Source organism: Streptomyces sp., assembly GCF_035563135.1.
Lineage (GTDB): Bacteria > Actinomycetota > Actinomycetes > Streptomycetales > Streptomycetaceae > Streptomyces.
On the sequence record NZ_DATMVN010000537.1, the window covers coordinates 1 to 25,815 of the forward strand.

Sequence of the window (25,815 nt, forward strand, 5' to 3'; positions counted from 1 at the left end):
GACGAGGGAGGCGTCGTACTCCTTGGCCGTGCGCAGCAGATGCCACGGCACGGCGTCCGCGTACCGGGACGCGGTGGTCACCATCACCCACACGTCGGCGGCGCAGATCAGCTCGGCGGCCAGGACCCGGTTCCGTACGACGAGTGAGTCGATGTCGGGGGCGTCCAGGAGCGCGAGCCCCCGGGGCAGGGTCGCCGCCGTCTCCACGCGCAGCACGGTGTCGTCCCGGTCACCGCCGGCCCCGAAGTGGTCGAGGCCGTCCGGGTCCGGCACCTGCCCGGGGGGCAGCCACACCCGGGTCAGCTGCGGCAGCACCCGTGCCCCGGCGAACCAGTGGTGGTCGTCGGGGTGGCAGACGAGCACGGGGGTCCGGGTGGTCGGGCGCAGCACACCTGCTTCACTGATCCGGCACCCCACCAGCGAGTTGACGAGCGTCGACTTGCCCGCGCCGGTTGATCCTCCGATGACCGCGAGCAGCGGCGCCCCGGGATCCTTGAGCCGGGGTACGAGGTAGTCGTCGAGCTGGGCGAGCAGTTCGGTCCGCGTCTGGCGGGCGCGCGGAGCGTCCGGCAGCGGGAGGGGAAGACGCACGGCAGCGACACGGTCGCGCAGGGCGGAAAGTGCGTCGATGAGCTGGGGCCGTACATCCATGGTCACCACATGTGAAGAATGCCCAATTTTGGAGCCTTTTTGAAGCGTATAGGCCCCTCTGCGCGGCGAATCCGTCCCGGGAACAGAGGGGACGAGTGGGGCGCAGCTATAACGAGTGCACAACACCCGGGCCGCGAGGCGCCAAAAGCGGTGCATGAATCGCACCTACCTGCGATTATCGGTTCGCTTCACCGAACCTCCACATCGTGCCACGCAGGTGAAGCAACCGGGACGAGGCGATCGGAGCCCTATCCTTGTCCCGGCAAGGTCACGGATGGCTTGAACCCACGCCTTCCGGGGCACCAGGCCGGCACCCGGCCCCCGTAGCTCAGTGGATAGAGCAGGCGCCTTCTAAGCGCTTGGCCGCAGGTTCGAGTCCTGCCGGGGGCGCACAGCGCGCACCACTGTGAGGCCCTCCGACCCGGAGGGCCTTTTCGCTGGTCAGGGGCATATTACCGAGCGATGCGTAGCTGGAACGTAAGCGCCGGACCGCCCGCATGCTGCCGCGAGGACGGTCCGGCGCTGTCCGGCTGTCACCGGGTTTCTGCGGGTGGCTACGGAGAATCCACGGAGACGTTCTCCGGGCCCTCGTCAGCCCGCGTCAGGCCGCTCGGGGAGGTCCTCCCGGCTTCCATCCGCTTCTTGAGCTCCGAGAGCTGACCGGACACGCAGCGGGCGTAGATGGCCAGCAGGACAGGCACGCTGTTCCCCGCCCACTCCGCCGGCGGGATGCCGTGGTTCAGCCACTTCGTCAACGGGTGTGCCTCAGGTCATACACCCGCTTCCCCAGCGGCGAGCCGAACTCCGCAGGCGTGAAGATCGCGGCGCGGGCCGATCGCCAGGCCCGGCGGATGCCGGAGCCTGCAAGGAGTTCGCCGCCCTCACCCTGGAATAGCAAGTCGCGCGGCTTCAGATCTTCGGCCCTGATGTGCTCGCGCAGAATCCTCGTGAGCGACGGATGCCCGGGAACAACGCGCGTATCGTCTGCGGCTCGCCCTTTCAGCCCGCGCTCCTCGTGGATGGCCCCCGTGTCGGTCCAGTTTGCCGACCTCTGGCTGAGCCATGTGGAACAGCAGCTCGCACCACTGATCCGCAGCGTCCACGTCGGGCAGTTGAACGTCCTGGACACGCATCGCCACCGCTTCCTCGGGACGCGGGCCGGCGTAGTAGAGCAGGGCGAAACGCGTGCAGACGGAGGCCACCGCGGGTTCGGCCGCGTACCCACCCCAGCAACCGGGCCGCCTGACCGGTATTCAGGGCGTGTGCCATGCGGTCCGCTTCCACTCTCTCCCGAGGAACCTCCTGCCCCCTAGTACTCCAGCCGGACTTCAGCGTATGTCCTGGTCAACGGCTTGAGCGTGGGGATTTTAGCTGGATGGCACCGGGTTCGAGGTATGCCCTTCTCTGCCCAGACGGGCACGAAGAATCGTGCCCACTTTCCGCGTCCCTCCGGTCCCATGCATCCTGCGTCAGTGCTGCGGAGAGGATTGAAAGCACAGGGGGTCAGCGGCCTGTCATAGGGTCCCGGCATGAGTCCCCCAGCCCTTTCGGAGCGTCTGTGCCTCGCCTTGCTCGCCTCGTGACTACGCTCGCGGCCCCGCTGCCGTTTTCCGGGGCAGACGCCGCGCCTCATCTGGAGTCCCGGTCCGCATCGCGGCTCCTCGTACAGCGAGGGGACACGGGGCTGATCGTCCAGAAAGTCCAGCCGCTGGCCACGGCCTCGACCGTCTCCTTCCCAGCGCCCTGGCCTCGCCGGTTCGGCACGAGCGCAGCGTCGCCTGCCGCTGACCTCGTTGTCTTTGCCGGACCGCATGCGCTGCGAGCCGTTGACCAGTCGGGAAGCCCACGGTGGGAAATACGGCACCGCTGCTGGGCGGGCTGCGCGGGGCACACCGACTTCTCCGAGTACGCGGACGACAGGGACCACCGCTATGCCAACCGTGGCTCAGCCGGCTTCTCCTCGGACGGGACGACCGTGTGGGCCCATGTCCACGGTCCTCTGGAGCACGACGCCCCGGACCACGACCGCAGGGAAGAGTGGCTGGTCATTGACGCCGCTGACGGTGCGGTGCTGGCCCGCACCCAGACTGGGACGGCCGCGGCGGGCTCCGTCCACGTTCCGCATCCGGACCCCGGCCAGATGGGTCTGACTATCGGGGAGGGCCAGGACGGGTCACCTCTGCGCTGGGGGAATTGGGATGGTCATGCCCTCATCGTCCACAGCTTCGGCGATGAGGACCGCGTCCTGCTGGGGGTGAGCCCGAGCGGAGACTGCCTGCTCACAGTGACCCATGACCAGGACGTTCTCGCCGTTCACCGGGTCGCCGACGGCTCCGTGGTGGCCGAACTGACCGCGGACGTGCTTCCCTCGCATCCCGCGTTCGAGGAGGAGGCCACAGATGACGAGGCGCAGGTGTTCTTCGACTACGAGGGCGGCTTCGTCGACGAAAGCACCCTCGTCGTCGGGACCGTCGAGAGCGACGAGGAGTTTGGTACAGGCCGGCACTGGCTCGTCGACGCGGTTCACATGCGGCTGATCGACCAGATCACCTATCCCTTCGAGGTGCCCGCCCTGCCCAACACTCTCGGAGACGGCACCTGGTACACCGTGTCCGAACTCAACCAGGCCCTCCACATCTGGGCTCTGTAGCGGCGCTGCCCAGGATCAGGCGTCCCGAACGTTCGCGTGTACGCCGACACCGGGTGAGGGGCGGGTTCGACCGGCTTGTCCCGCAATCGAATGACCACGTCGTGTGTAGTGACTGCGGCGGGCCCGAGCCTGGTGTCGGCGGCGCCATCTCGACCAGTTCATCGCATGGTTGCCCTGCCGAGCAGGACGCTGGTTGGTAGTTGCCAGCAGACGGCGGATCTCGGCCGGGGAGAGGTCCAGGAGGTCGGGTGTGTCGTGACCGGCTCCCCCTTTTGGCGATCTTGGGCGGCGCTGACGGCGAGAAACGCGTGGGCGAGCATGGCGAGGGTGATGTGTCGGTGCCAGCCGACGTAGCGGCGGACTTCGTACTGGTCCAGGCCGCATTCGTTCTTCGCGCTCTGGAAGCATTCCTCGATTCTCCAGCGGCATCCGGCGATCCGTGCAAGATCGGCGACGGTGGCGTCCAAGGGGTCGGATGCGAGGAAGTATGCGAGCTCGTCGGGCTTGGTGATGCTGCGGCGGGCGAGCATCCAGCGTTGTCGGGTGGGCTCGTCGCCGTCGAACTCCCAGACCGCCAGCAGGCGGGCGGCAGCCCAGTCGTAGAGCCGCTGTCCTTTGGCGCCGTCGCCGTAGGAGAGCCGCTGCCATGCCTCGTCGGGGGCCTGGCCGATGAGGTGGTCGATGCGAGGGCCGTGGACCTGCTGAGACTTGGGAACGGCCACGACATAGGGCAGGCCGGTGTCCTCCAGAAAGCGTCGGAAGCGGGAGTCCTGTCCGTAGGCGGCATCAGCCGCTACCCAGGCGACGGGCAGGGGGCCGGCCTGCGCTCGCAGGACCATGGTGCGGGCCAGCTCGTTCTTGGTCGCGAACGGGCGGTGTTCGGGGATGCGGGCTGTGCGGCAGCGTTCGGGGTCCTCGGTCCAGGACTTGGGGAGGTAGAGCTCGCGGTCGACGAGAGCGTGGCCGCGGGTGGTGGTGTAGGCGGCGAAGACGCCGATCTGGCAGTTCTCGGTGCGGCCGGCGGTTCCGGAGTACTGGCGTTGCACCCCGGCTGAGGTGGTGCCCTTCTTGACGAATCCGGTGTCGTCGATGATCAGGATGCCGTCGTCGGCGCCGAGATGTTCGGCGACGTAACCCTGCAGGTCATCGCGTATCTCATCGGCCTCCCAGCGGCTCTTCGCCAGGAGGTGCTGCAATCCGTCAGGGGTGGAGTGCCCGGCGAACTCTGCCAGTCGCCAGGAGTTCTTGCGGCCCACTGGCCCGAGCAGTCCTCGCACGTAGTCCCGCATCCGGCGTCTGGGTTCGACGCGGGGGAAGCGGTGTCCGATCCGCAAGAAGAGTTCTTCCAGCCCGTGTTCCCACTCGGAGGCGGGTACGTCATCGATCACGTGCAATGGCTGTCCCCGTCGCAGTCACTACACACGGCGTGGTCATTCGTTCGCGGGACAGGCCGGGCGAACTCGTCCCTCACCCGGCACCATCCAGCTAAAATCCCCACGCTCAAGCCGTTGACCAAGACATACGCCGAAGTCCGGCTGGAGTACTAGTCACGATCGCTTCACCCGCTTGATCGGCCACTCCTTCTCTGCGTCGAAGAACTTAATGAGCGACGTAACCAGCATGAGCCCCATTACAGCGTTGATCCGGCTGTACTGGGCACGCGAAACGGCATGTGTGGTCGGGTGCCTCCCAAAGGTACGCGGGATCGGGTCGCCGTCTTCCGTCTTGTACTTCGCGTGCGCACACCAAACTGGTGCGAACGTGAAAGCCGCCCGGATCTTGTAATCGTCCAGGTTGAAACGAACACCGTTCTTCTTGAAGTTGTTACGCGTCACCTCAAGCCGATCCGCGTTATCAAAGTTGCTGCGCAAGACACTGTCGAGAAGGTTTCCAGCAAGAGCCTGCGCCGGCGCCGAGTGCCCCTCCCGAAGTGCCCGCACGCAATCGAGCCCGAATTTCTTGGAGTCCTGCAAGTCGGGGTGGGTCACGCCGCTCAGCGCCGCCTCACAGTCGGTGACTATGCTCTTCCAACGACGACTGATGATGCGCCGCCGCTCTGTGGCAGTGGAGGCGTCCAAGAGGGCCTGGATTACCTTCGGCCCAGGAACCCACATCAAGGCGATCCCCTCGTCAATCAAAAGAGACTCGAACTCATTGATACCCGGACGCCTTACACCTTCCCAGTTTTCCGGGAAGATGCGCGACTGAAAGTCTCTGATCGACTCAAAGATGCGTTCCCACTGCGGCGCATACGAACGGTTGACCGACTCAACCAGCGCACGTAGAGAGCTGTGGAAGGTGTGCATCCCCTGCAACTGCTTCTGAAGCCGCGATACCTGGGAAATCAAGGGCGACACGACCCTCGGGAAGTTCTGCATTAGGTTAACCTGGAACGCAGCCGACTCCTGAAGCATCCTGCTAATTGGCAAGGTCATATCCGCTGCCCAGTGCTGCTGCCACTTGATGAGCGGGTCCACGGAACCCCGAAAGCGCTCAAGCGCCTTTCCCGGATCCTCATCGTCGAAGCCCTCGTCCGGCTCGTGCTCGTCATTCATGACGCCATGTTGCCACTGCCCCACCCGCTGGTCGACGGATTATTTCCTCTTACGCTGCTTACTGCAGGTCTTGGCGCCACTCCGTGGCATCGTCGAGATTGCCCCGCTTTACCCATTGATCGTTCACCTCAAAAACAACCCGGTCATCATCTATTTGATCGATCACAGAAGGGGCCTTCAGTATTACCTTAAGAAGTTGCCGCAGGAGATAATCTGCAATGTCAGTGGCCAGAAATTCTTCACCTCCCAGTTTGATTATCCTTTTCTTTTCATACTTCACCTGGCCGTGCACAATCAGCGAACGATACGCGTACACCTTTTTAATGAGACCGGCAGTTTTCGCCGAGTCTTCAAATCCTTCGCGGGCCAAAATGGCGGCGCCCCGAATGCCGATTTTATACGTTGTGTCACCCGCCTTAGTGCCTCCTAGAAGTGCCTCAATCCCCACGCACAAGTCCACGATTTCATCCAGCTCATCGTCTCGCAGTGTGGCAAGTTGAAGTCTACTGGCAGCCAAAGAGACCTGCGGATTTGCGTCGGCCAGCGCAACAAAGTATTGGGAAATCTCCCCACCGGCCTCGGAACTAAAGGTGATCGCCGGAGCTTCTGCACGCTCGTCCATCTTCTTGGAATAACGGGCAATGCTGAATCCGTTCTGAAGCTGCCCCAGCCCAGCCCTGTAGCCCGATGACCAGCCGATCGGCTCATAACAGATTTGCTGATACCCGACAGGAAAGTCCGATCTCACAGAGATCGCCTGCATAGCGCGATCAATGATGGCGTAGAGAAACTCCCCCCACACCGGCCCACCGTACCTGCGCGGATACGTAATAGTTACCGCATCGTCGATGAAAAGAGCGTGTGTAGCCGCCCGATTCGACCACCAGTCGCGCTTATATTGCTCTAGGGAGAACAGCCTTTCCAGGTGTTCCTGGTCCGTGATTCTTCGAATCTGAACATTCCCGTCTAGCGGAATCACATCATCCAAGAAGGAAACGTTCAGGATGGGGACACACAGCCGGATTTCGAGGGGTTCAGACTGCCACCAACGCTCCATCTCCAAATACCGAGAGAGTGTAAAAGATTCATCCCATTCGAACCCTTTCACTTGTGCGTGGCGCGCAGCTACCTCCAACACGAGATCGGCTACGCCAGCCTCCAGCATGAATGGACCAAAACGATCCGAAGGATCTCCCTCCCAACCATTAAACGGCGCATAAACGGAGTGCGCCCTCACGTACGACAGGAGATCTGAATATCCAGCAAGATCTTCATAAACGTACGGCTTGGTGTTCCAACGCCCCCGGCTCTCGAAAAGTCTTCCGTAATTGGGAACACCATAGTCTGATTCAAGTTGGATATATTGACCTTCACCCACCGACTTCAGTGCAGGAAAAAACGAATACTTGTCGATCTTCTTTTCGGCAATTACGGCAGCCTTGATTTTCCCCAAAGCATCCATGATTGCAGGACGAGTAAGCCCCCAAAGCGCACTATCCCTAGGCTCCATTGGCCCCCCTTACGTTGCGGCACTTGAGGTTATCCCGAAAGCCCAGGGCCGAGGAAGTCGGTAACGTGCCCGGTCGCCTGTTGCCATCGTCCGACGACGGCTGGCGAAGCCAGCGGGTGGGTGGACAGCGGGCCCTGACGACAGCTCCTCACCATGCGGATTGAAGTCTTCCGGTGAATTCACGGGGAAGAAGTTCGTTCACGCACTAGAGGGACAGCTACTTTGCAGGTCAGAACCCTGGACGGGTGAAACAGGGCCACTCTCTTCTAAGCGCTTGGCCGCAGGTTCGAGTCCTGCCGGGGGGCGCAGGCGCGCACCACGACGGGCCCTCCCTCGGGAGGGCCCTTTTCCAGGTCACAGAACCGTAGCCAGGGCGGCGTAGCGAAAACGTAAGTGCCGGACCGCCCCCAGGTCACGGTGGGGAGGGCCCGGCACTGCGCGGTTTCGGGGTCGGTCAGCGATTCACTTCGGCTCGACCGGCGGGCACGTGCCCGTGTCCGCTCCGATGGAGTTGATCTCGGCGTTGGACCGCGGGTCGCCCGCGTAGTCGAGCTGGTCCGTGCACTTCACATCGGCCGGCGGCTTCTGGACCGGCGGGCACGTGCCCGTCTCCGCCCCGATGGAGTTGATCTCCGCGTTGGACCGCGGGTCGCCCGCGTAGTCGAGCTGGTCCGTGCACTTCACATCGGACCGGGCGGGCGCACCCGACGACCGGGCGGGCGTGCCCGAGGCCTTGCTCTCCGCGGTGTCGGACCGGGGGGTGCTCGCGGCCGCCGCAGACGAACTGCTCGCGGCAGAGGACGCGTTGCCGGCGCCGTCGTTGCTGCATGCCGTCAGCGCCAGGCCGAGGGCCACCGCGGTCATGGTCATTACCGAGATCTTCCGAGTGCGCATGCTGGTGTCTGTCCTCTGCGTGGGGCTGTCGCCCTAAGGGCGGGTGAACCGGGCGACTGGTCACCCGTGTGGCTTTCTGCCCTCCAGGACAGTCCATGCGGTTGCGCCGGTTGTCTCTTGATCACGCCCAGGACGGGTTCGTGACACGACGGTGGCAGCACCGTGAAGTCAGCCGCTTCGGGGGGATACGTCGTTCACCGGCGGGCGATGCGGTGGGTTGTACCGCGTCGGCGTAACCATCGCCGCAGGCAGGGGTAGTCGTAGCCCTTGTCCGCGTAGAGCTCTCCCGGCTTGCGCCGCCTGCGTCCACGGCGGGAGCGGATCGGCGGCATGCCCTTGAGCAGGGGGATCAGGGCTTGGCTGCCGTGCAGGTTCACGCCCGGGATTCCGGCGGAAACAGGCGGACCCGCCCGCTCGGTGAGCAGGTGGACCTTCGAGCCGTACTTGCCTCGATCCACAGGATCCGGGCCTGTCAGGCCCCCTTTTCAGGGCTCGCATGTTCACCGGGTCGATCGCGCAGCGGGACCAGTCCCGCTCGCTGCGGGCACCAAGTTCGTCGAACACAACTCGGTGGAGCCCGGCCCGCACCCGAGCCTTCGACCACTCGCGGGGACAGCTCCCACAGCTCATCCGGCACCAGCCGCTCGATGATCCCCGCGAACTGTCCCGCCTACGAATTGCTTGAGCAGTCGGTCTCGGTCCAGGTCGCCCGGAGGTCACGGCAGACAAGGGTGAGTGTGCCGTCCCGGCAGACGATGTCATGGCTGCAACCGTCTCTGTGCAGCAGGATCTCGTCGAGAATCACAGCCCCGAGGTCCGTTCCCCGGTCCTCGTCGGCGGGATCGATGTCGGCGGGATCGATGATGAAGCTGGACACGCCTGTGTAGCGGATGACCAGATCTCGGTCGTGCTTCCAGCAGTTGTGCTGGAACTCGGCCTCCACCTCCTCGCTGCCGGCGCCCCGGACGGTACGAAGCGTCAGGTCCTTCACGCATCGCCTGCTGTGGAAGTCGTAGTGGTCCGTGTCAGTGGCGAAGGACCGGGCCCCCGGCGGCAGATCACCGGAGATCGAGGGCAGATGCTCCAGGTAGCGAGAGGGGTCCAAGACCCCTGACAGGTCGCCGGCCTGCGCATCGAGGTTGACGTACTCCATCGCTCTTCACCCCTGCTCGTGGCTTCCCGCCGGCCGATGGATCGTCGCACGGACCCACCGGACGAGATGACGCGGAAGCCGCCCCGATTCGCTCCGTACGCCAGTCGTCCCCGACTTGCCGAACCCGGGCACATGCGGTGCTCTCGGAGGTGAAAAGGTGCGCTCCTTGTTGGAGGTGAACCACCGTGCTGTTCACCGACCGTACGGATGCCGGGCGGCGGCTGGCCGTCGCGTTGCGGCACCTGGAGCGGCGCGATCCCCTCGTCCTGGGCCTGCCGCGTGGCGGGGTCCCGGTGGCGTACGAGGTCGCGCAGGCACTGCGCGCCCCGCTCGATGTGATCGTGGTCCGCAAACTCGGGGTGCCGTACCACCCGGAGCTGGGGTTCGGCGCCATCGGTGAGGGCGGGGTGCGGGTCATCAGCGACGAGATCGTCCGCCACGCCGGGGTGCGGGAGAAGGACGTCGTGGCTGTCGAGCGCGCCGAGGAGGCGGAACTCGCGCGGCGGGCCCGTGCCTACCGGGAGGGCCGGCCCCGCCTGCCGCTGAAGGGGCGCACAGTGGTCGTGGTGGACGACGGGGTGGCCACCGGAGCGACGGCGAGAGCGGCCTGCCAGGTGGTGCGGGCGCAGGGCGCCGCCCAGGTGGTCCTGGCCGTACCGGTCGCGTCACCGGATGCCGCCGCCAGGCTGCGTGAGGACGTCGACGAGGTCGTGTGCCTCTCCACGCCGAACCTGTTCTCCGCCGTGGGTGAGTGGTACCGGGACTTCTCCCAGACCTCCGACCAGGAGGTCGTCTCCCTGCTGGCACGGGGCACCGGAACCCTCGCCACGGCCGAGGAGGTCGAGGTGGACGCGGGCGGGGTCCCCCTCTCGGGGGATCTGGTGCTCCCCCGGGGCGCCGGGGCCGTCGTGGTGTTCGCCCACGGCTCGGGCAGCAGCCGCCACAGCCCGCGCAACCGCGCTGTGGCCGTGGCGCTGAACCGCGCCGGCCTGGGCACCCTGCTCTTCGACCTGCTCACGCCCGGGGAGGAGGCCCACCGCGCCAACGTCTTCGACATCGCCCTGCTGGCGGGGCGGCTGGCGGACACCACCGGCTGGCTGAGGCGGCGCGTGTCCCTCCCGGTCGGCTCCTTCGGGGCGAGCACGGGGGCCGCGGCGGCCCTGCGTGCCGCCGCGGAGACGGACTCGGGCGTCGGCGCCGTGGTCTCCCGGGGCGGACGCCCCGATCTCGCCGGGGCCGGACTCTCCGGGGTGCGTGCGCCCACCCTGCTCATCGTGGGCGGCGACGACACCACGGTGATCGATCTCAACCGGCAGGCGCAGGCGGCACTGGAGTGCGAGAACCGGCTGGAGATCGTCCCGGGCGCCACCCACCTCTTCGAGGAACCGGGCGCCCTGGACCGGGTCGCGGACCTGGCCCAGGACTGGTTCACCACGCATCTGGTGCGCCCGGCCGGCTGGGAGGAGCGGCCCCCGTGAGGGGCTGTGAACCGGTGCCGTTCGGAGCGGCCCCGTGAGGGGTTGTGAACTCCTGCCGTTCGGACGGCCCCGTGAAGGGCTGCGAGTTCCTGCAAATCGGACGGCCCCGTGAAGGACATGCGAGCTCCTGCCGCCCGGGGCTCCCCTGCCGCTCAGGGCTCCCCTCCCGCCCGGGACTCCCCTGCCGCCCGGGGGCTCCCCCGCCGCCCGAGCGCGTCCTATCCTTCTCCTTCCGGGAGGGTCCAAGAGCGGGAAGTGGTGCGGTCATGCGGGTCCGGCTGGTCGGGAGCGGAAGCCTCGCGGCGTACGCCGACGGGATCCGCCAGGTGTACGCCGAGACGTTCTCGGCGCCGCCGTGGAACGAGGACCCGTCGGCGGCCGCGCAGTACGCCGAGCGGCTCGCCTCCGACGCCGGGCGCCCCGGGTTCACCGCCGCACTGGCCCTCGACGGGGGCACCGTGAGCGGCTTTGCCACCGCCTGGACCACGCCCGCCCCCTTCCCCTCCGGCCGCAGCTACGGGCACGTCGCCGAGGCGCTGGGCCCCGATCGCACTGCGGCGTGGCTGTGCGGGGGCGTGGAGGTCGACGAGCTGGCCGTCGCCCCGGCCGCACGCGGCACGGGGCTCGGCGCCGCCCTGCTGTCGGCGGTCACCGAGGCGGCCCCCGCCGGACGCTGCTGGCTGCTCACCTCCGCGCACGCCGAGGCGACCCTGCGCTTCTACCGGCGCGCGGGCTGGCACCGGGTCCCGGTGCCGGTCCCCGGGAGGGCGGGGCTCGTGGTCCTGCTCGGGCCGGTCCATCCGGGAGCCGCGAGTGCGGCCCGCGGGTAAGTGGAGCGATGCGTGACCGTTATATGAATCGATTCAAGTAGCCGGAAGATAGAGGCCGCGCCGAAGACTGTCAAGGGCGCCCGACCGTTCCCCGACCCACTCTCCCCATCCAGGTCGCACCTTGCCCCTCTTCCAGGAACTTCTCGCCAACAACCCATTGACTGTGCCCACCATCCCCGTTTAGCTTCCGAGCAACTTTATTGAAACCTTTCACGACGGGTGGAGCGGAACAGTCCCGATCCTTCCGGCGCTGAGGAGCTCCCTTGAACCAGTCCGCCCCGAACCCGGCCCCGGTCCTGGCCCTGAAGGGTGTGAGCAAGTCCTTCGGCGCCGTACGGGCCCTGCGGGACGTCTCCCTTCAGTTGTTCGCCGGCGAGGTGCATGCTCTCGCGGGTGAGAACGGCGCGGGAAAGTCGACCCTGATCAAGGCCCTCGCCGGAGTGCACCGCCCGGACGGCGGCGAGGTGCTCCTCGACGGTGAGCCCGTGGTCTTCCACGGCCCGGCGGACGCCCGTGACGCCGGCATCGCCGTCATCTACCAGGAGCCGACGCTCTTCCCCGATCTCTCCGTCGCCGAGAACATCTTCATGGGCCGTCAGCCCCGGCGGTCCCTGGGCCGGATCGACCGCAAGGCCGTGCACGGGGCCACCGCCGCGCTGATGCGCAGGCTCGGCGTCGATCTGGCGCCGGACCGGCCCGCGCGCGGGCTATCGATCGCCGACCAGCAGATCGTCGAGATCGCCAAGGCCCTCTCCTTCGACGCCCGCGTCCTGATCATGGACGAGCCGACGGCCGCCCTGACCGGCGGCGAGACCGCCCGGCTCTTCTCCGTCGTCCGTACGCTGCGCTCCGAGGGCGCCGCCGTGCTGTTCATCTCGCACCGCCTGGACGAGATCTTCGAGCTGTGCCGGCGCGTCACGACGCTGCGCGACGGCCGGTGGATCTCCTCCGAGCTCCTGGAGGAGCTCACCGAGGACGACCTGGTGCGCAGGATGGTCGGCCGCAACCTCGACGAGCTCTATCCCAAGCAGGACGCCGAGCTCGGCGAAGTCGCCCTGTCGGTGCACCGGCTGACCCGCGAGGGCGTCTTCCGCGACGTGTCCTTCGACGTCCGCCGAGGCGAGATCGTCGCGCTCGCCGGACTCGTCGGCGCCGGGCGCACCGAGGTCGCCCAGGCGGTCTTCGGTGTGGACCGCGCCGACGCCGGTGAGGTGAAGGTGGCGGGCACCGTGCTGCGGCCCGGTTCGCCGACCGCCGCGATGGACGCCGGGCTCGCGCTCGTGCCCGAGGACCGGCGCCGGCGCGGACTGGTCATGGATATGTCGATCGAGCGCAACATCGGTCTGACCGGCCTGGGCGAGGTCCGCAGGCGCGGGCTCGTCAGCCGGGCGCTGGAGCACGACCGGGCCGCGGACTGGGCGGTGCGCCTCCAGCTCAAGTACAACCGGCTGGCCGACACCGTGGGCGTGCTGTCCGGCGGTAACCAGCAGAAGGTCGTGCTGGCCAAGTGGCTGGCGACCGGCCCCGCCGTGCTGATCGTGGACGAGCCGACCCGCGGGATCGACGTCGGCACCAAGGCGGAGGTCCACCGGCTGCTCTCCTCGCTCGCGGCGGACGGCCTCGCCGTCCTGATGATCTCCTCCGACCTTCCCGAGGTCATCGGCATGGCCGACCGGGTGCTCGTGATGCACGAGGGCCGGCTCGTCGCCGAGATCCCGCGCGAAAGCGCCACCGAGGAGTCGGTCATGGCCGCGGCCACCGGACGCAACGAGAGGGCAGCGGCATGACCACCACCGTCGAGGGCCCCCCGGACACCGCGAAGGCGCCGGAGCGGAGTGCTGCCTCGCTCGTGGACGCGGTCTTCCGGGCACGCGAGATCTCCATCGCCGGGGTGCTGGCCCTGCTGGTCCTCGGTACCTATCTGGCCAACCCGCTCTTCCTGTCCGACCAGGGCGTCAAGGACCTCCTGCTCAACGCGTCGATCCTGGTACTGCTCGCGGTCGGGCAGTCCGCCGTCGTGGTCACCCGCAACATCGATCTGTCCGTCGGCTCCGTCGTCGGCCTCTCCGCCTTCGCCTGCGGCAAGTTCGTCGCGGGGAGCGACCACGGTGTGCTGACCGTGATGCTGCTCGGCACCGCGATCGGCGTGGTCTGCGGTCTGGCCTCCGGCGCCCTCGTCAGCTTCGGCAGGGTCCCGGCGCTCGTCGTGACGCTGGGGATGCTCTACATCATCCAGGGCATCGACTACTGGTGGGCGCAGGGCGAGCAGATCAGCGCCTCCGACGTCCCGGAGGCGGTCCTGGGCCTCGGCAGCGGCAGCGTGCTGGGCGTCCCGTACCTCCCGCTGATCGCACTCGTCCTGCTCGCGGCGACGGCGTACTTCCTGCGCGGCTACCGCTCGGGGCGCGAGCTGTACGCCATCGGGTCGAGCCCCGAGGCCGCCCGGCTCGCCGGCATCCCGATCCGCCGCCGGGTGCTCGCCGCGTACGCCTTCTCCGGGGCCGTCGCCGGTTTCGCCGGCGCGCTGTGGCTGGCCCGCTTCGGCACCGTCGTCGCGGACAACGCGCACGGCTGGGAACTGACCGTCGTCAGCGCCGTCGTCGTCGGCGGCGTCGCGATCACCGGTGGCACCGGCACCGTCTGGGGCGCCGCGCTCGGCGCCCTGCTGCTCACCACCATCGGCAGCGTCCTGGTGGTGCTGAAGGTGGACTCCTTCTGGCAGGGCGCCATCACCGGTGCGCTCCTCCTGCTGGCCATCAGCGTCGACCGGATCGTGAACCTGCGGATGACCGCCGCACTGAGGAAGAGGAACGCCCGTCATGACCACGGCGCCTGACACCGGGACGGCTCCCCCGCCTCGGACCGGGAAGAAGCCCTCCCCCGTACGCAGCCTGGCGCTGCGCTGGGACACCGCGGTCGGTGTCCTGCTGGTGGCGGTCCTCGCCGTCGGCCTCGGGACCACGGAGGGCTTCGGTTCCACCGAGAACCTCGCGTTCGCCTTCAACGACATCGCCGAGGTCGCCCTCATCGCGCTGCCGATGACCCTCCTGGTCGTCGCGGGGCAGGTCGACCTGTCGGTCGCCTCCATGCTGGGCCTGGGCAGCGCCCTGACCGGCGCGCTGTGGGAGGCGGGCTGGGCCTTCGAGATGATCGTGCCGGTGGTGCTCGTGGTGGGCGTCGCCGGAGGCCTGCTCAACGGCTGGCTGGTCACCAGGGTGGGGCTGCCGTCCCTGGCCGTCACCATCGGCACCCTGGCGCTCTACCGGGGCCTGGCCTCGGTGGCGCTCGGCAGCGACGCGGTGACGGACTTCCCGCAGGCGTACGCGGACTGGGCCGTCGACACCACGACCGTCCCCGGCACCTTCCTCACCTATCCGGTGCTGCTCTTCCTCGTCCTGGCCGTGGTCACCGCGGTGGTGCTGCACGCCACCGGGCTCGGCCGCTCGCTCTTCGCGATCGGCGCGCAGGAGGAGGCCGCGTACTTCGCCGGCATCCGGGTCAAGCGGATCAAGCTGCTGCTCTTCGTCGTCACCGGGCTGTTCTCCGCCTTCGCGGGCGTCGTCTTCACCCTCCGGTACGGAAGTGCCCGTGCGGACAACGGGCTGGGGTTCGAGATGCTCGTCATCGCCTCCGTCCTGCTCGGCGGCATCGACTTCGACGGCGGAAAGGGCACGCTCTTCGGCGCGGTCGCCGGTGTCCTGCTGATCGGCCTGCTGAGGAACCTGCTCACGCTCAACGACATCGCCAACGAAGTGCAGGTCATCGTGACCGGGCTGCTGCTCGTGGCATCCGTACTGACCCCACGGGTCATCGCCGCGGTCGTCGAACGACGGCACAGGCGGGCCGCGGACGCCCCCGCACCCCAGTCGTCATGACGCCCCTCCCCGTACTCCGTACCTCCTACCTCCTCGTACCTCTCCGAAAGGCACACGCCGCCATGATGCTCCGCACTGCCGCCGGGCGCCGCGCCGTCGCGACCGCAGCCGCCGCCGTCTCCCTCGCGCTCGCCCTCACCGCCTGCTCCGGGACCACGAAGGACAGCGAGGAGGGCGGGAGCGCGAAGGCCGCCGGCTCCGCGAAGGCCGACCCGGACGCCCCGCTGAAGAAGGGCCTGAAGATCGCCTTCCTGCCCAAGCAGATCAACAACCCGTACGAGAAGATCGTCGACAAGGCGGGCATCGCGGCGGCGAAGGAGTACGGCGGCACGGGCAAGGAGGTCGGCCCGTCCGACGCGAACGCGTCCTCGCAGGTCTCCTACATCAACACCCTGATCCAGCAGCGCCAGGACGCCATCCTCATCGCGGCGAACGACCCGAACGCGGTGTGCGGCCCGCTCAAGCAGGCCATGAAGAAGGGCATCAAGGTCGTCGCCTACGACTCCGACACGGCGAAGGACTGCCGCCAGCTCTTCATCAACCAGGCCAGCTCCGAGGAGATCGGCCGCAGCCTGGTCCAGCACCTCGGCAAGCAGATCGGCTACCAGGGCAAGGTCGCGATCCTGTCGGCCACCCAGAACGCGACGAACCAGAACACCTGGATCGAGTACATGAAGGAGGAGCTGAAGCTCCCCGAGTACAAGGGGATGGAGCTGGTGAAGGTCGCGTACGGCGACGACGCGGACCAGAAGTCCTTCCAGCAGACGCAGGGCCTCATGCAGGCCTATCCCGATCTCAAGGGCATCATCTCCCCCACCACGGTCGGCATCGCCGCCGCGGCGCGCTACCTGAGCGACTCCTCGTACAAGGGCAAGGTCGTGCTCAACGGGCTCGGCACGCCGAACCAGATGCGCACGTACGTCAAGGACGGCACCGTCGAGCAGTTCTCGCTCTGGAACCCGGAGGAGCTCGGCCACCTCGGCTCGTACGCGGCTGCGGCGCTGGCGTCGGGGCAGATCACCGGTGCGGAGGGCGAGAAGTTCAAGGCGGGCAGGCTCGGCGAGTACACCATCGGCAAGGACGGCGAGGTCATCCTCGGTGAGCCGACCGTCTTCGACGCCGAGAACATCGACACGTTCGACTTCTGACCGGAGGAGCCGGCTCCATGCAGCGCGTCTGCTTTCTGCTGAAGGTCCGTGAGGACCGCAAGGACGAGTACCGCGAGCGCCACACGGCGGTGTGGCCGGAGATGCAGGCCGCGCTGTCGGAGGCGGGCTGGCACAACTACTCGCTGTTCCTGCGCGAGGACGGCCTGCTGGTCGGCTATCTGGAGACGGAGGACTTCGACGCGGCCCGGGAGGCGATGGCGGCGACGGAGGTCAACGCCCGGTGGCAGCGGGAGATGGGTGAGTTCTTCGAGCAGTCGGAGGCCGCCGACGAGGCCATGGTCCCGCTGACCGAGGTCTTCCATCTGGCCTGAGGGCTGTGCCGCGTCGGCCGAGGGACTCCCGTCCGGACCGAGCCGGGCCCGGCGGGGTGCTCCCCGTCGGGCCCGGACGGCCGTGTCGGCCGGCTTCGCCTTCGCCCCCGTCGCCGGGCGGTCCGGCGCCCCCGTCGCGCAGCGCGTCCGCGAAGGAGGCGGCCATCGCACCGCAGCCGGTGACCAGGATCCCGCCTGCCGGGAAGAGCGCGAGCAAAAGCGCTGCGGAACGGTCCCGATGACGCAACGGCGGGCGCGGGCGGGGCGGAACAGCAGGGTCAGGACACGATGTCCTTACGGCTGAACCCCCGGAAGGCGAGGGCGAACAGGATCAGGGCGTAGGTCACCGATACGGCCGCGCCCTTCACCATCCCGCTCCACACCAGCTCGGGCTGGAGCGCGTCGGCCCAGGCGAACTGCCAGTGAGCGGGCAGGAATTCACGCCAGGTACCGAGCGCGGTGACCGCGTCCAGGACATTGCCGACGATGGTCAGTCCGACCGCGCCGCCCACCGCGCCCAGCGGCGCGTCCGTCCTCGTCGACAGCCAGAACGCCAGGCCGGCGGTGACGAGCTGGGAGACGAAGACGAAGGCGACGACGAGCGCCAGGCGCGGCACGGTGTCCGAGGTGCTCAGTGCGCCCCCGGTGGGCAGTTTCAGCGGCCCCCATCCGTACGCGGCGGCTCCCGCGCCCAGCGCGACGAGCGGCAGCAGCACCATCGCGGCCAGGCTGAAGCCGAGCGCCACGACGAGCTTGCTCCACAGCAGCCTGGACCGGGGCACCGGCGCCGCGAGCAGATAGCGCAGCGAGGACCAGCTCGCCTCGGAGGCGACCGTGTCCCCGCAGAACAGGGCGACCGGTACCACCAGCAGGAAGCCGGCGGAGACGAAGAGGCAGGTCGCCGCGAAGTTCGCGGCGGACTCCGTCGCGACGTCCATGAGGTTGATCCGCGAGCCGCCTCCGCCACCGTCCCCCTCGCCGCCGCCCGGGGTGCCGCCGACCGCGAAGGCGATGATCAGGACGAACGGCAGGGCCGCCAGCACCCCGCCCATGAGCAGGGTGCGGCGCCTGCGCAGCTGCCTCATCGCCTCCACGCGCAGCGGCAGGGTGCGGCGGGCGTGGTAACCGGGGGCTTCGGCGAGGGCCTGGATCTCTGGTGCGGAGCTCATGCGGATCCTTGGGAGATGAGGGTGAGGAACGCGTCCTCCAGGCGGCGGTGCGGCCCGACACCCGTCACCGGTACGTCGAGGCGCACCAGTTCGGCGACCAGCTGCGAGGCCGTGGCTCCGTCGAGACGGACCAGCAGGCCGTGGCCGTCGTCCAGGCGGACGGCGGAGCCGATGCCCGGAAGGGCGGCCACCTTGTCCACGAGCGGTCCGGCCACCTCGGCGCCCGTGGTGACGAGGAGCATGTCACCGGAGCCGGTGATCTCGGCGACCGGGCCGGCCTGGACGAGCCGGCCCCGGTCCATGACCACCAGGTGGGTGCAGGACTGTTCGACCTCGGAGAGGAGGTGGCTGGAGACGATCACGGTGCGGCCCCCGGCCGCGTACCGGATCATCACGTCCCGCATCTCGCGGATCTGGGGCGGGTCGAGACCGTTGGTCGGTTCGTCGAGGATGAGGAGGTCCGGCATGCCGAGCATCGCCTGGGCGATGGCGAGGCGCTGCCGCATGCCCTGGGAGTACGTGCGCACGGCGCGGGCCAGGGCGTCGCCCAGTCCGGCGATCTCCAGGGCCTCGTCGATGTGGGCGTCCTCGGCGGGCCGCCCGGTGGCCTGCCAGTACAGCTCCAGGTTGGAGCGGCCCGACAGGTGCGGGAGGAAGCCCGCGCCCTCGACGAAGGACCCCACGCGGGACAGCACGGGCGCGCCGGGGCGGATCGCGTGCCCGAAGACCCTGATCTCACCGGCGTCGGGGGTGATGAGCCCCATCAGCATGCGCAGGGTGGTGGTCTTGCCCGCGCCGTTCGGCCCGAGGAGGCCGAGGACCTGCCCCTTCTCGACGCGGAAGCCGAGATCGCGCACGGCGTACCGGTCGCTGGACTTGGCGTACTGCTTGGACAGGTCCGTGATCTGGAGCGGTACGCCGGTCAGCGCGGGGTCGGGGGCGGGGGTGGCGGTGCGCCTGCGCGCGGTGAGCAGGAGGACGGCGGCGACGACGAGCGCTGCCGCGGGGAGCCCCCAGGTCCACCAGGGCAGGGAGGCTGCCGCCGTCTTCACCGCGGGTGCGGTGGGGACGGTCAGCGGCCCGTCGAGGGAGACGGTGTACGTCGCGGGCTCGGCGGGTGACGCGTAGGCGAGGTCGGTGGCGGAGAGGACGAGGCGGAGGCGGTGACCGGCGTCGACCTCGTGGTCGACGGCGGGCAGCGCCAGCTCGACCGGCTTGCCCTGCTCCTCGGGGGTGATGCGGTAGGGGGCGACGAGCTGGGAGGGCAGCACCTGCTGCTTGCCGTCCGGCGAGACGTCGTAGACCTTGCCGAACAGCACCGCGTCACCCTGGTCCGCCTTCACGTTCACACGGACCGTGGGCGATCCGGTGACGTGTACGGCGCTGTCCAGCGGGGCGGAGTCGTAGCGCGCGTACTGCCCGGGGAAGTCGAGGGAGAGCCCGACGCCGAGCGAGGACAGCTGGGAGAGCCCGCCCCCGATGCCGGGCACGGCGGAGACGGAGGGCGGGTTGGCCCCGGCGGGGTTGCGGAAGGTCTGGGTCAGGCCGCCGGCGGGGGCGTTCCGCGCGCCGCCGCTCGCTCCTGCCAGGGTGATCTTCTGCCCGCCGCTGGTCAGTCCGGGGTACGAGGCACTGCTCGCGCCGCGCATCAGGGCGGCGCCGTCGGTGGAGTCGACGCCGCCGGTCCGGGTGACCCGGAAGCCGGGCCCGGTGTCCGCGCCCTTCTCCTGCTTCAGATACCGGTCGAACCAGTCACCGATCCGGCCCTGGACGCGGTCTCCCTCGTCGTCCCCTCCGTCGTGCCCGCCCGAGATCCAGTCGACGGACACGGGGGCGCCGTTGGCCTTGACGGCCTTGGCCATGGCGTCGGCCTGGCCGAGCGGGAAGAGCGAGTCGCTCTGGCCCTGGAGGATGAGCGCGGGCACGTCGATCCGGTCGGCCACGGCGACGGGGGAACGTTCCGTCAGGAGCTGACGTGCGGCCGCGTCCGGTTTGCCGCTGACGGCGACCCGCTCGTACATCTCGCACAGCTGCTTCTGGAACTTCTCGCAGCCTCCGCCGGAGGAGACGAAGACTCCGGCCCAGAGCTTCTTGAAGACCCCGTCCGGGAAGAGCGCGTCGGCGAGGTTCCAGTAGCTGATCACCGGCGCGATGGCGTCGACCCGCTCGTCGTGGCCGGCGGCGAGCAGCGACACCGCGCCGCCGTACGAGGCGCCGGTGACACCGACACGCGGGTCGCCCTTCGCGTCGAGCTCCACCTCGGGCCGGCCGGCCAGCCAGTCGATGAGCCCGGACACGTCCTTGACCTCGGCGTCGGGGGCGTTGAGCGTGATCTCCCCGCTCGTCCTCCCGAAGCCGCGCGCGGACCAGGTCATGACGGCGTACCCGTCGGCGGCCAGCTTCTCGGCCTGGGCGCGCACGTCGTCCTTGCTGCCGCCGAAGCCGTGCCCGATGAGGACGGCCGGCCGGCGCTGTGTGCCCCCGGACGTGAAGTACGAGGTGTCGACCGACACCCCGTTCATCTTCATCATCCGGTCCTGCCGGTGCACGGGCGGCACACTGTCGTCGGCGGCGGCGGTCCAGGTCCCGGCACCCACGAGCACGGCGAGGGCGGCGACGACCGCGGCCCACCGGCCTGGGGTACGGGGCAGCCGGTGCCGCCACCGGGAAGTCGGTTTCTCCATGACTCGACCCTAGACGGAGCGGCCGGCGGCCCGGGGTGCCCCCGGGGGGAGGTGCACGGCATCCCTGGGAGGTACGGCCCGCCCCTCGCCGTACTCCACATGCGGTACACCACCGTCACGAAAGGTGCTTCCATGGACATTCGCCCCGCCACCACCGTCGCCGAGCTCCTCGCCGCCGCACACCTCTACGACGCCCCGCCCCGCCCCGGGTGGGCGGCCCGCTTCCTGGCGGCGGGCGGCCACCTGCTGCTGATCGCGTACGTGGACGGCGTGCCGGCCGGGTTCGTCTCGGGCATCGAGATGCTGCACCCGGACAAGGGCACGGAGATGTGCCTGTACGAGCTCGCCGTGGACGAGCGGTACCGCCGCCGGGGCATCGGGCGCGCGCTGACGCGGGCCTTGGCCGCCGAGGCCCGCGAACGCGGCTGCTACGGCATGTGGGTCGGGGTGGAGCGCGGCAACGAACCGGCCCTCGCCACCTACCGTTCGGCGGGGGCGGCGGACGACGGGGGGTTCACGATGCTGACCTGGGAGTTCGGCACAGCGCGTTGAATGCCCCGGGCGGGCCCGGTGCGCGCCGCCCGGCTACCCGAGCCCGCCGTTGCTCTGCAGCAGCTGGCCGTTGATCCATCCGCCCTCCGCCGAGCAGAGGAAGGTGACCAGATTCGCGCAGTCCTGCGGCACTCCGATTCGCCCCAGCGGCGTGTAGCCGACCATCGCCGTCTTCTGGTCCTCGGTCATCCACCCGGTGTCGGTCGGGCCGGGGTTGACGGCGTTGCACGTGACTCCCAGGTGGGCGAGCTCCTGTGCGGCGGCCAGCGTGATCCGGTCCATCGCCCCCTTGCTCGCCCCGTACGGCAGGTTGCCGGCGGTGTGGTCACTGGTGAGGCTGATGATCCGCCCGGTTCCGTGCTGTCCGGAGAACCGGAGCCCGTGCTCCCGGATCAGCAGCCAGGTCGCCCGCGCATTGACCGCGAAGTGCCGGTCGAAGCTCTCCACCGTGGTGTCGAGCAGACCGGAGTCGACCGATTCGGCGTGACAGAGCACCAGCGCGGTGACGTCGCCCAGCTCACGCTCGACGCTGTCGAAGAGCTGGGCCGGTACGGCCGGGTCGCTCAGGTCCGCCTCGACCGCGAACGTGCGCGCGCCGAGGGACGCCGCCTTCTCCCGCAGCTCCCCGGGCGCGCCGGGATCCGCGCCCCACTGCATCCGTGCGTCGTAGGGGGTCCAGTACGTGAAGGCCACGTCCCAGCCGGCCCGCGCCAGGTCCAGCACCACGGAGGCGGCGATGCCTGCCGAACGTCCCGCGCCCGTGACCAGGGCGAGCGGCCGCGTCGGGGCGCTCATCGGCCGGCCAGGGCGGGGAGGGGCGCACCGAGATCCGCGAGCGGGGTCTCCGCCGGGAGCAGGCGGGCCGCCCCCTCCAGGTCACCCGCCCCGACGAGCCCGTGGATCTCATGGGCCAGCGGTGTGACATCGCGTACGGAGACGAGCCACTCGTCCGCGTACCGCCGGGCCGCCTCACCGCTCAGCCCGAGCTGGAGGGAGCGGTACGGCAGCGGGTTCAGCCGCAGATCACGCTCCGGGTCCCACTGGACGCGGGCGGGGCTGCGGCGCAGGCCGCGCTGCCAGGCGGCCCGGTCGGCGTGCACCCCCCGTACGTAGTGCGAGAGTTCGGCGTTCTCCAGTGCCCACGCGAAGCCGTCGCGGGTGATCTCGACGGCGAGCACGGTCTCCTGGCCCTCCTTCGTGCCCCAGCCGCAGCGGTACATCATCCACAGGAAGCTCGGCTTGATCCACGTCATGCGGTCGCGCTTCCAGGCGGCCGGGAAGCGTCCGTCACGGGCGGCGGGCAGTCCGATGGCCGGCCGATACGCCTGGTACACAGTCACGGTGGAGTCGGTGTGCTGCGCGCGGATCTCATAGCGGGGCGGACCCGTCAGGTCGTTCATACGGCTCAGGATGCGGGACCCCGGCGCCTCACAGCACCTGGTTTTCGCTCCGTCGTACGGCCCGCCTCGACCTCACCGATGGACACGACCTGGCACCTGGCCGATCCTGCCCCCGTCGGCTGCGACACCCGCGGAGCGGCGATGCCGCCCCTGCTCACCGTGGACGCGTCGGAGTGTGACGGGGCCTCACGCAGCCGGCTTCCGGCCGGGGACCGGGAGGCTGGCGACGACCCGGGCGTCACCGGCCCGGCCGGTGTCCACCTCGGCCGCGGCCTGATGCGCGTGCACCCCTGCCCGGCCGGCCCCTCCCGCCCGCACCGCCTGAGCTTCCAGTGGCTACGAGGGGCGCCGCTCCGGCACCGGCCGCACCGTCGGCCAGCGGTCGAGGACGGCACGGCGCAGGTCCGCCGCGAGGACCCGGAGGCCATGCAGCCGCCCGTCGCCCTCGGGCATCGCGGCGACCACGCCGAGCCGGTGGGCGAGGCGCTGGCGGGCGGTGGCGGTGCCCCAGGTCCAGTCCTCGTCCGGGAGTCGGGCCAGATGGTCGGTGGTGCCCCGGTGGGCGCGCTGCACCAGGGCGTCGCCCCGGATCAGCCAGCCCGCGCAGGCGTCGGCGAGACCGGTGCCCGGGAGCGGGGTGCCGGTCTCGGTGTGCCAGGCCGTGCGGTAGGCGGCCTCCGCCCGCTCCAGCAGGGGCCCGGCTGCCCTCGTGACGCACCAGCAGGTCGGGAACCCGATGCGGAGGTAGGCGAGTTCCGTCAGGCCGCTGCCCAGGGACGCCTGCTCGAAGTCGATGAACCTGACGCCCTGCGGGGTGTGCAGGTCGTTGCCGGGGCACGGGTCGCCGTGGAGCAGGGCGGTTCCCTCCGCCCCGGCGAGGCGCGCCACCAGGGCGTCGAGCTCGTCCCGTACCTCCGGCGCCGTGTGGATCCCGAGGGCGGCGGCCAGGGTGAGGAAGGAGGTGACGTCGGCGCCGGCCGGGCCCTGCCAGCGGGGCAGAGTGCCGGCGTCACCGGGGCCGGCGGTGGCGTGCAGCCTCGCGAGGGCGGCCGCGTAGTCGACGATCCAGCCGGCGGACGGCCGCCGGTGGTCGAGGTGTTCGAGGACCAGGACCCGCTCGGCCGGGTCGGTGGCGAGGAGCGCGGGCACGACCGGGGTGCCGGAGGCCCGGCCCGCGATGCGGAGGGCGGTCACTTCGCGGGCGTACCGCTCGTCGGCCTCGGGGCCCGCCACCAGTTGCTTCAGGACGGCCGGGCGCCCGGACAGTTCGATGCGCCAGACCTGTGACCGGGGGCTGCTCTCCAGGACGGAGGGGTGCGCGGGCGGGCCCAGGCGGTCTCTCAGGGGCTCGCCGAACGGAAGCTGCGACGCCGTCACCATGCGGGCAGTCTTCCACTCGGCGGGTGCCGCGTCCGCCGGGCCGGTGAGTCTCAGTGGTTGCGGGGGAACCCGAGGTCCACGCCCGCCGGGGCGTCGGCCGGGTCGGGCCAGCGGGTGGTGACGACCTTGCCCCGGGTGTAGAAGTGCACACCGTCGTTGCCGTAGATGTGGTGGTCGCCGAAGAGGGAGTCCTTCCAGCCGCCGAAGGAGTGGTAGCCCACCGGTACCGGGATCGGGACGTTGACGCCGACCATGCCGGCCTCGATCTCCAGCTGGAAGCGGCGGGCCGCGCCGCCGTCGCGGGTGAAGACCGCGGTGCCGTTGCCGAAGGGCGAGGCGTTCATGAGGGCGACGCCGTCCTCGTACGTGTCGACGCGCAGGACGCACAGGACCGGGCCGAAGATCTCGTCGCGGTAGGCATCGGAGTCGGTGGAGACGTTGTCCAGGAGGGACAGGCCGATCCAGTGGCCGTCCTCGAAGCCCTCGACCGTGTGGCCGGTGCCGTCGAGGACGACGTCGGCGCCCTGTGCGGCGGCTCCGGTGACGTAGGAGGCGACCTTGTCGCGGTGGGCGGCGGTGATCAGCGGGCCCATCTCGGAGGCGGGGTCCGTGCCGGGGCCGATCGTGATCTTCTCGGCGCGCTCGCGGATCTTCGCGACCAGCTCGTCGGCGATGGAACGCACCGCGACGACGGCCGAGACGGCCATGCAGCGCTCACCGGCGGAGCCGTACGCGGCCGAGACGGCGGCGTCGGCCGCGGCGTCCAGGTCGGCGTCCGGGAGGACGAGCATGTGGTTCTTCGCGCCGCCGAGCGCCTGGACGCGCTTGCCGTTGGCCGAGGCGGTCGCGTGGACGTACCGGGCGATGGGCGTGGAGCCGACGAAGGAGACGGCGGCGACGTCGGGGTGGGTGAGGAGCCCGTCCACGGCGGTCCTGTCGCCGTGCAGGACGTTCAGCACACCGTCGGGCAGCCCTGCCTCCGTGGCCAGCTCGGCCAGCAGGTTGGCGGCCGACGGGTCCTTCTCGCTGGGCTTCAGGACGAAGGTGTTGCCGCACGCGATCGCCAGCGGGAACATCCACATCGGCACCATGGCCGGGAAGTTGAACGGGGTGATGCCCGCGACGACGCCGAGCGGCTGCCGGATCGAGGAGACGTCGACCCGGCTGGAGACCTGGGTGGAGAGCTCGCCCTTGAGCTGGGTGGTGATGCCGCAGGCCAGCTCGACGATCTCCAGCCCGCGCGCGACCTCACCCAGCGCGTCGGAGTGCACCTTGCCGTGCTCGGCGGTGATCAGCGCGGCGATCTCGTCGCGGTGGGAGTCCAGCAGGGCCCGGTAGCGGAAGAGGACGGCGGTGCGGGCGGAGAGCGAGGAGGTGCCCCACGTCGCGTACGCGGCCTTCGCGGCCCGGACCGCTGCGTCGACCTCCTCCGTGGAGGCGAGCGCCACCTGTGTCGTGACGGCGCCGGTCGCCGGGTCGGTGACCGGACCGTAGTCGCCCGACGTGCCCTCGACGCCCTTGCCGCCGATCCAGTGGTTGACGGTCTTCATGAGC

The 25,815-nt window shown here is 69.5% G+C and carries 22 protein-coding genes, 1 tRNA gene and 2 pseudogenes; 10 read left to right on the top strand and 15 right to left on the bottom strand.

Translation table 11 applies throughout. The annotated features are described in order from the left end of the window. A pseudogene (locus tag VN520_RS23655) lies at positions 1 to 651 on the bottom strand (ATP-binding protein); the annotation flags it as partial. Positions 652 to 968: 317 nt separating this feature from the next. Between VN520_RS23655 and VN520_RS23660 the strand changes: the two are divergent. Beyond that, positions 969 to 1,041, top strand: a tRNA-Arg gene (locus tag VN520_RS23660). Positions 1,042 to 1,205: 164 nt separating this feature from the next. Here the strand turns inward: VN520_RS23660 and VN520_RS23665 are convergent. Then, entirely contained in the window at positions 1,206 to 1,406 is a 201-nt protein-coding gene (locus tag VN520_RS23665; protein ID WP_325748950.1) for a hypothetical protein, read from the bottom strand. Next, on the bottom strand, positions 1,403 to 1,780 hold the full coding sequence (locus VN520_RS23670; protein WP_325748951.1) for a hypothetical protein: 378 nt from the start codon (positions 1,778 to 1,780) through the stop codon (positions 1,403 to 1,405). Before VN520_RS23670 ends, VN520_RS23665 begins: the two co-directional genes overlap by 4 nt. Before the next feature lie 1,011 nt (positions 1,781 to 2,791). Here VN520_RS23670 and VN520_RS23675 point away from each other — a divergent pair. After that, positions 2,792 to 3,301 carry a hypothetical protein gene (locus VN520_RS23675; protein ID WP_325748952.1) on the top strand — a complete coding sequence of 170 codons (510 nt, stop codon included), beginning with the start codon at positions 2,792 to 2,794 and terminating at the stop codon, positions 3,299 to 3,301. 158 nt (positions 3,302 to 3,459) lie between these two features. Here VN520_RS23675 and VN520_RS23680 read toward each other — a convergent pair whose 3' ends face one another. From VN520_RS23680 to VN520_RS23705, 6 genes and pseudogenes are all read right to left on the bottom strand, one after another. After that, positions 3,460 to 4,689: an IS701 family transposase gene (locus tag VN520_RS23680; protein ID WP_325748953.1), complete on the bottom strand. Its 1,230-nt coding sequence runs from the start codon at positions 4,687 to 4,689 to the stop codon at positions 3,460 to 3,462. A gap of 159 nt (positions 4,690 to 4,848) precedes the next feature. Then, entirely contained in the window at positions 4,849 to 5,856 is a 1,008-nt protein-coding gene (locus tag VN520_RS23685) for a hypothetical protein (protein ID WP_325748954.1), read from the bottom strand. Positions 5,857 to 5,914: 58 nt separating this feature from the next. Further along, the gene (locus VN520_RS23690) at positions 5,915 to 7,318 is read right to left on the bottom strand and encodes a hypothetical protein (protein ID WP_325748955.1); all 1,404 of its coding nucleotides are present in this window, start codon (positions 7,316 to 7,318) and stop codon (positions 5,915 to 5,917) included. 510 nt (positions 7,319 to 7,828) lie between these two features. Continuing rightward, positions 7,829 to 8,236, bottom strand: a complete 408-nt coding sequence (locus VN520_RS23695) for a hypothetical protein (RefSeq protein ID WP_325748956.1) — start codon at positions 8,234 to 8,236, stop codon at positions 7,829 to 7,831. Between the two features lie 221 nt (positions 8,237 to 8,457). Further along, positions 8,458 to 8,866: pseudogene (locus VN520_RS23700) on the bottom strand (transposase); the annotation flags it as partial. A gap of 64 nt (positions 8,867 to 8,930) precedes the next feature. Further along, a complete protein-coding gene (locus VN520_RS23705; RefSeq protein WP_325748957.1) occupies positions 8,931 to 9,413 on the bottom strand; it encodes a hypothetical protein in 483 nt (160 codons plus the stop codon). Positions 9,414 to 9,598: 185 nt separating this feature from the next. Between VN520_RS23705 and VN520_RS23710 the strand changes: the two genes are divergently transcribed. The 7 genes from VN520_RS23710 (at position 9,599) to VN520_RS23740 (ending at position 17,076) form a co-directional block, all read left to right on the top strand. Then, complete coding sequence (locus VN520_RS23710; protein WP_325748958.1) at positions 9,599 to 10,891, top strand: phosphoribosyltransferase family protein; 1,293 nt, start codon at positions 9,599 to 9,601, stop codon at positions 10,889 to 10,891. Positions 10,892 to 11,157: 266 nt separating this feature from the next. Then, positions 11,158 to 11,721 (top strand): GNAT family N-acetyltransferase, encoded by a 564-nt coding sequence (locus VN520_RS23715; protein ID WP_325748959.1) that lies wholly within the window; start codon positions 11,158 to 11,160, stop codon positions 11,719 to 11,721. Between the two features lie 263 nt (positions 11,722 to 11,984). Next, on the top strand, positions 11,985 to 13,508 hold the full coding sequence (locus VN520_RS23720; RefSeq protein WP_325748960.1) for a sugar ABC transporter ATP-binding protein: 1,524 nt from the start codon (positions 11,985 to 11,987) through the stop codon (positions 13,506 to 13,508). Beyond that, positions 13,505 to 14,557 (top strand): ABC transporter permease, encoded by a 1,053-nt coding sequence (locus VN520_RS23725; RefSeq protein WP_325748961.1) that lies wholly within the window; start codon positions 13,505 to 13,507, stop codon positions 14,555 to 14,557. The genes VN520_RS23720 and VN520_RS23725 overlap by 4 nt, the downstream gene beginning before the upstream one ends. After that, positions 14,541 to 15,596, top strand: coding sequence for an ABC transporter permease (locus tag VN520_RS23730; protein ID WP_325748962.1), 1,056 nt, complete (start codon positions 14,541 to 14,543; stop codon positions 15,594 to 15,596). The genes VN520_RS23725 and VN520_RS23730 overlap by 17 nt, the downstream gene beginning before the upstream one ends. A 62-nt stretch (positions 15,597 to 15,658) precedes the next feature. After that, entirely contained in the window at positions 15,659 to 16,744 is a 1,086-nt protein-coding gene (rhaS, locus tag VN520_RS23735; protein ID WP_325748963.1) for a rhamnose ABC transporter substrate-binding protein, read from the top strand. Positions 16,745 to 16,761: 17 nt separating this feature from the next. Continuing rightward, complete coding sequence (locus VN520_RS23740; protein ID WP_325748964.1) at positions 16,762 to 17,076, top strand: L-rhamnose mutarotase; 315 nt, start codon at positions 16,762 to 16,764, stop codon at positions 17,074 to 17,076. Positions 17,077 to 17,354: 278 nt separating this feature from the next. On the opposite strand, the gene VN520_RS23745 is transcribed toward VN520_RS23740, so the two are convergent. Continuing rightward, positions 17,355 to 18,245, bottom strand: a complete 891-nt coding sequence (locus VN520_RS23745) for an ABC transporter permease (protein ID WP_325748965.1) — start codon at positions 18,243 to 18,245, stop codon at positions 17,355 to 17,357. Next, the gene (locus VN520_RS23750; protein ID WP_325748966.1) at positions 18,242 to 20,929 is read right to left on the bottom strand and encodes an alpha/beta fold hydrolase; all 2,688 of its coding nucleotides are present in this window, start codon (positions 20,927 to 20,929) and stop codon (positions 18,242 to 18,244) included. The genes VN520_RS23745 and VN520_RS23750 overlap by 4 nt, the downstream gene beginning before the upstream one ends. 132 nt (positions 20,930 to 21,061) lie before the next feature. Between VN520_RS23750 and VN520_RS23755 the strand changes: the two genes are divergently transcribed. After that, entirely contained in the window at positions 21,062 to 21,481 is a 420-nt protein-coding gene (locus VN520_RS23755; protein WP_325748967.1) for a GNAT family N-acetyltransferase, read from the top strand. Between the two features lie 33 nt (positions 21,482 to 21,514). Here the strand turns inward: VN520_RS23755 and VN520_RS23760 are convergent, their stop codons facing one another. From VN520_RS23760 to VN520_RS23775, 4 genes are all read right to left on the bottom strand, one after another. Further along, the gene (locus tag VN520_RS23760; protein ID WP_325748968.1) at positions 21,515 to 22,276 is read right to left on the bottom strand and encodes an SDR family oxidoreductase; all 762 of its coding nucleotides are present in this window, start codon (positions 22,274 to 22,276) and stop codon (positions 21,515 to 21,517) included. Next, positions 22,273 to 22,881 (bottom strand): DUF4291 domain-containing protein, encoded by a 609-nt coding sequence (locus VN520_RS23765; protein ID WP_325748969.1) that lies wholly within the window; start codon positions 22,879 to 22,881, stop codon positions 22,273 to 22,275. Before VN520_RS23765 ends, VN520_RS23760 begins: the two co-directional genes overlap by 4 nt. Positions 22,882 to 23,217: 336 nt before the next feature. After that, entirely contained in the window at positions 23,218 to 24,261 is a 1,044-nt protein-coding gene (locus VN520_RS23770; protein ID WP_325748970.1) for an aminoglycoside phosphotransferase family protein, read from the bottom strand. Between the two features lie 50 nt (positions 24,262 to 24,311). After that, positions 24,312 to 25,811, bottom strand: a complete 1,500-nt coding sequence (locus VN520_RS23775) for a CoA-acylating methylmalonate-semialdehyde dehydrogenase (protein ID WP_325748971.1) — start codon at positions 25,809 to 25,811, stop codon at positions 24,312 to 24,314. Positions 25,812 to 25,815 lie beyond the last annotated feature (4 nt).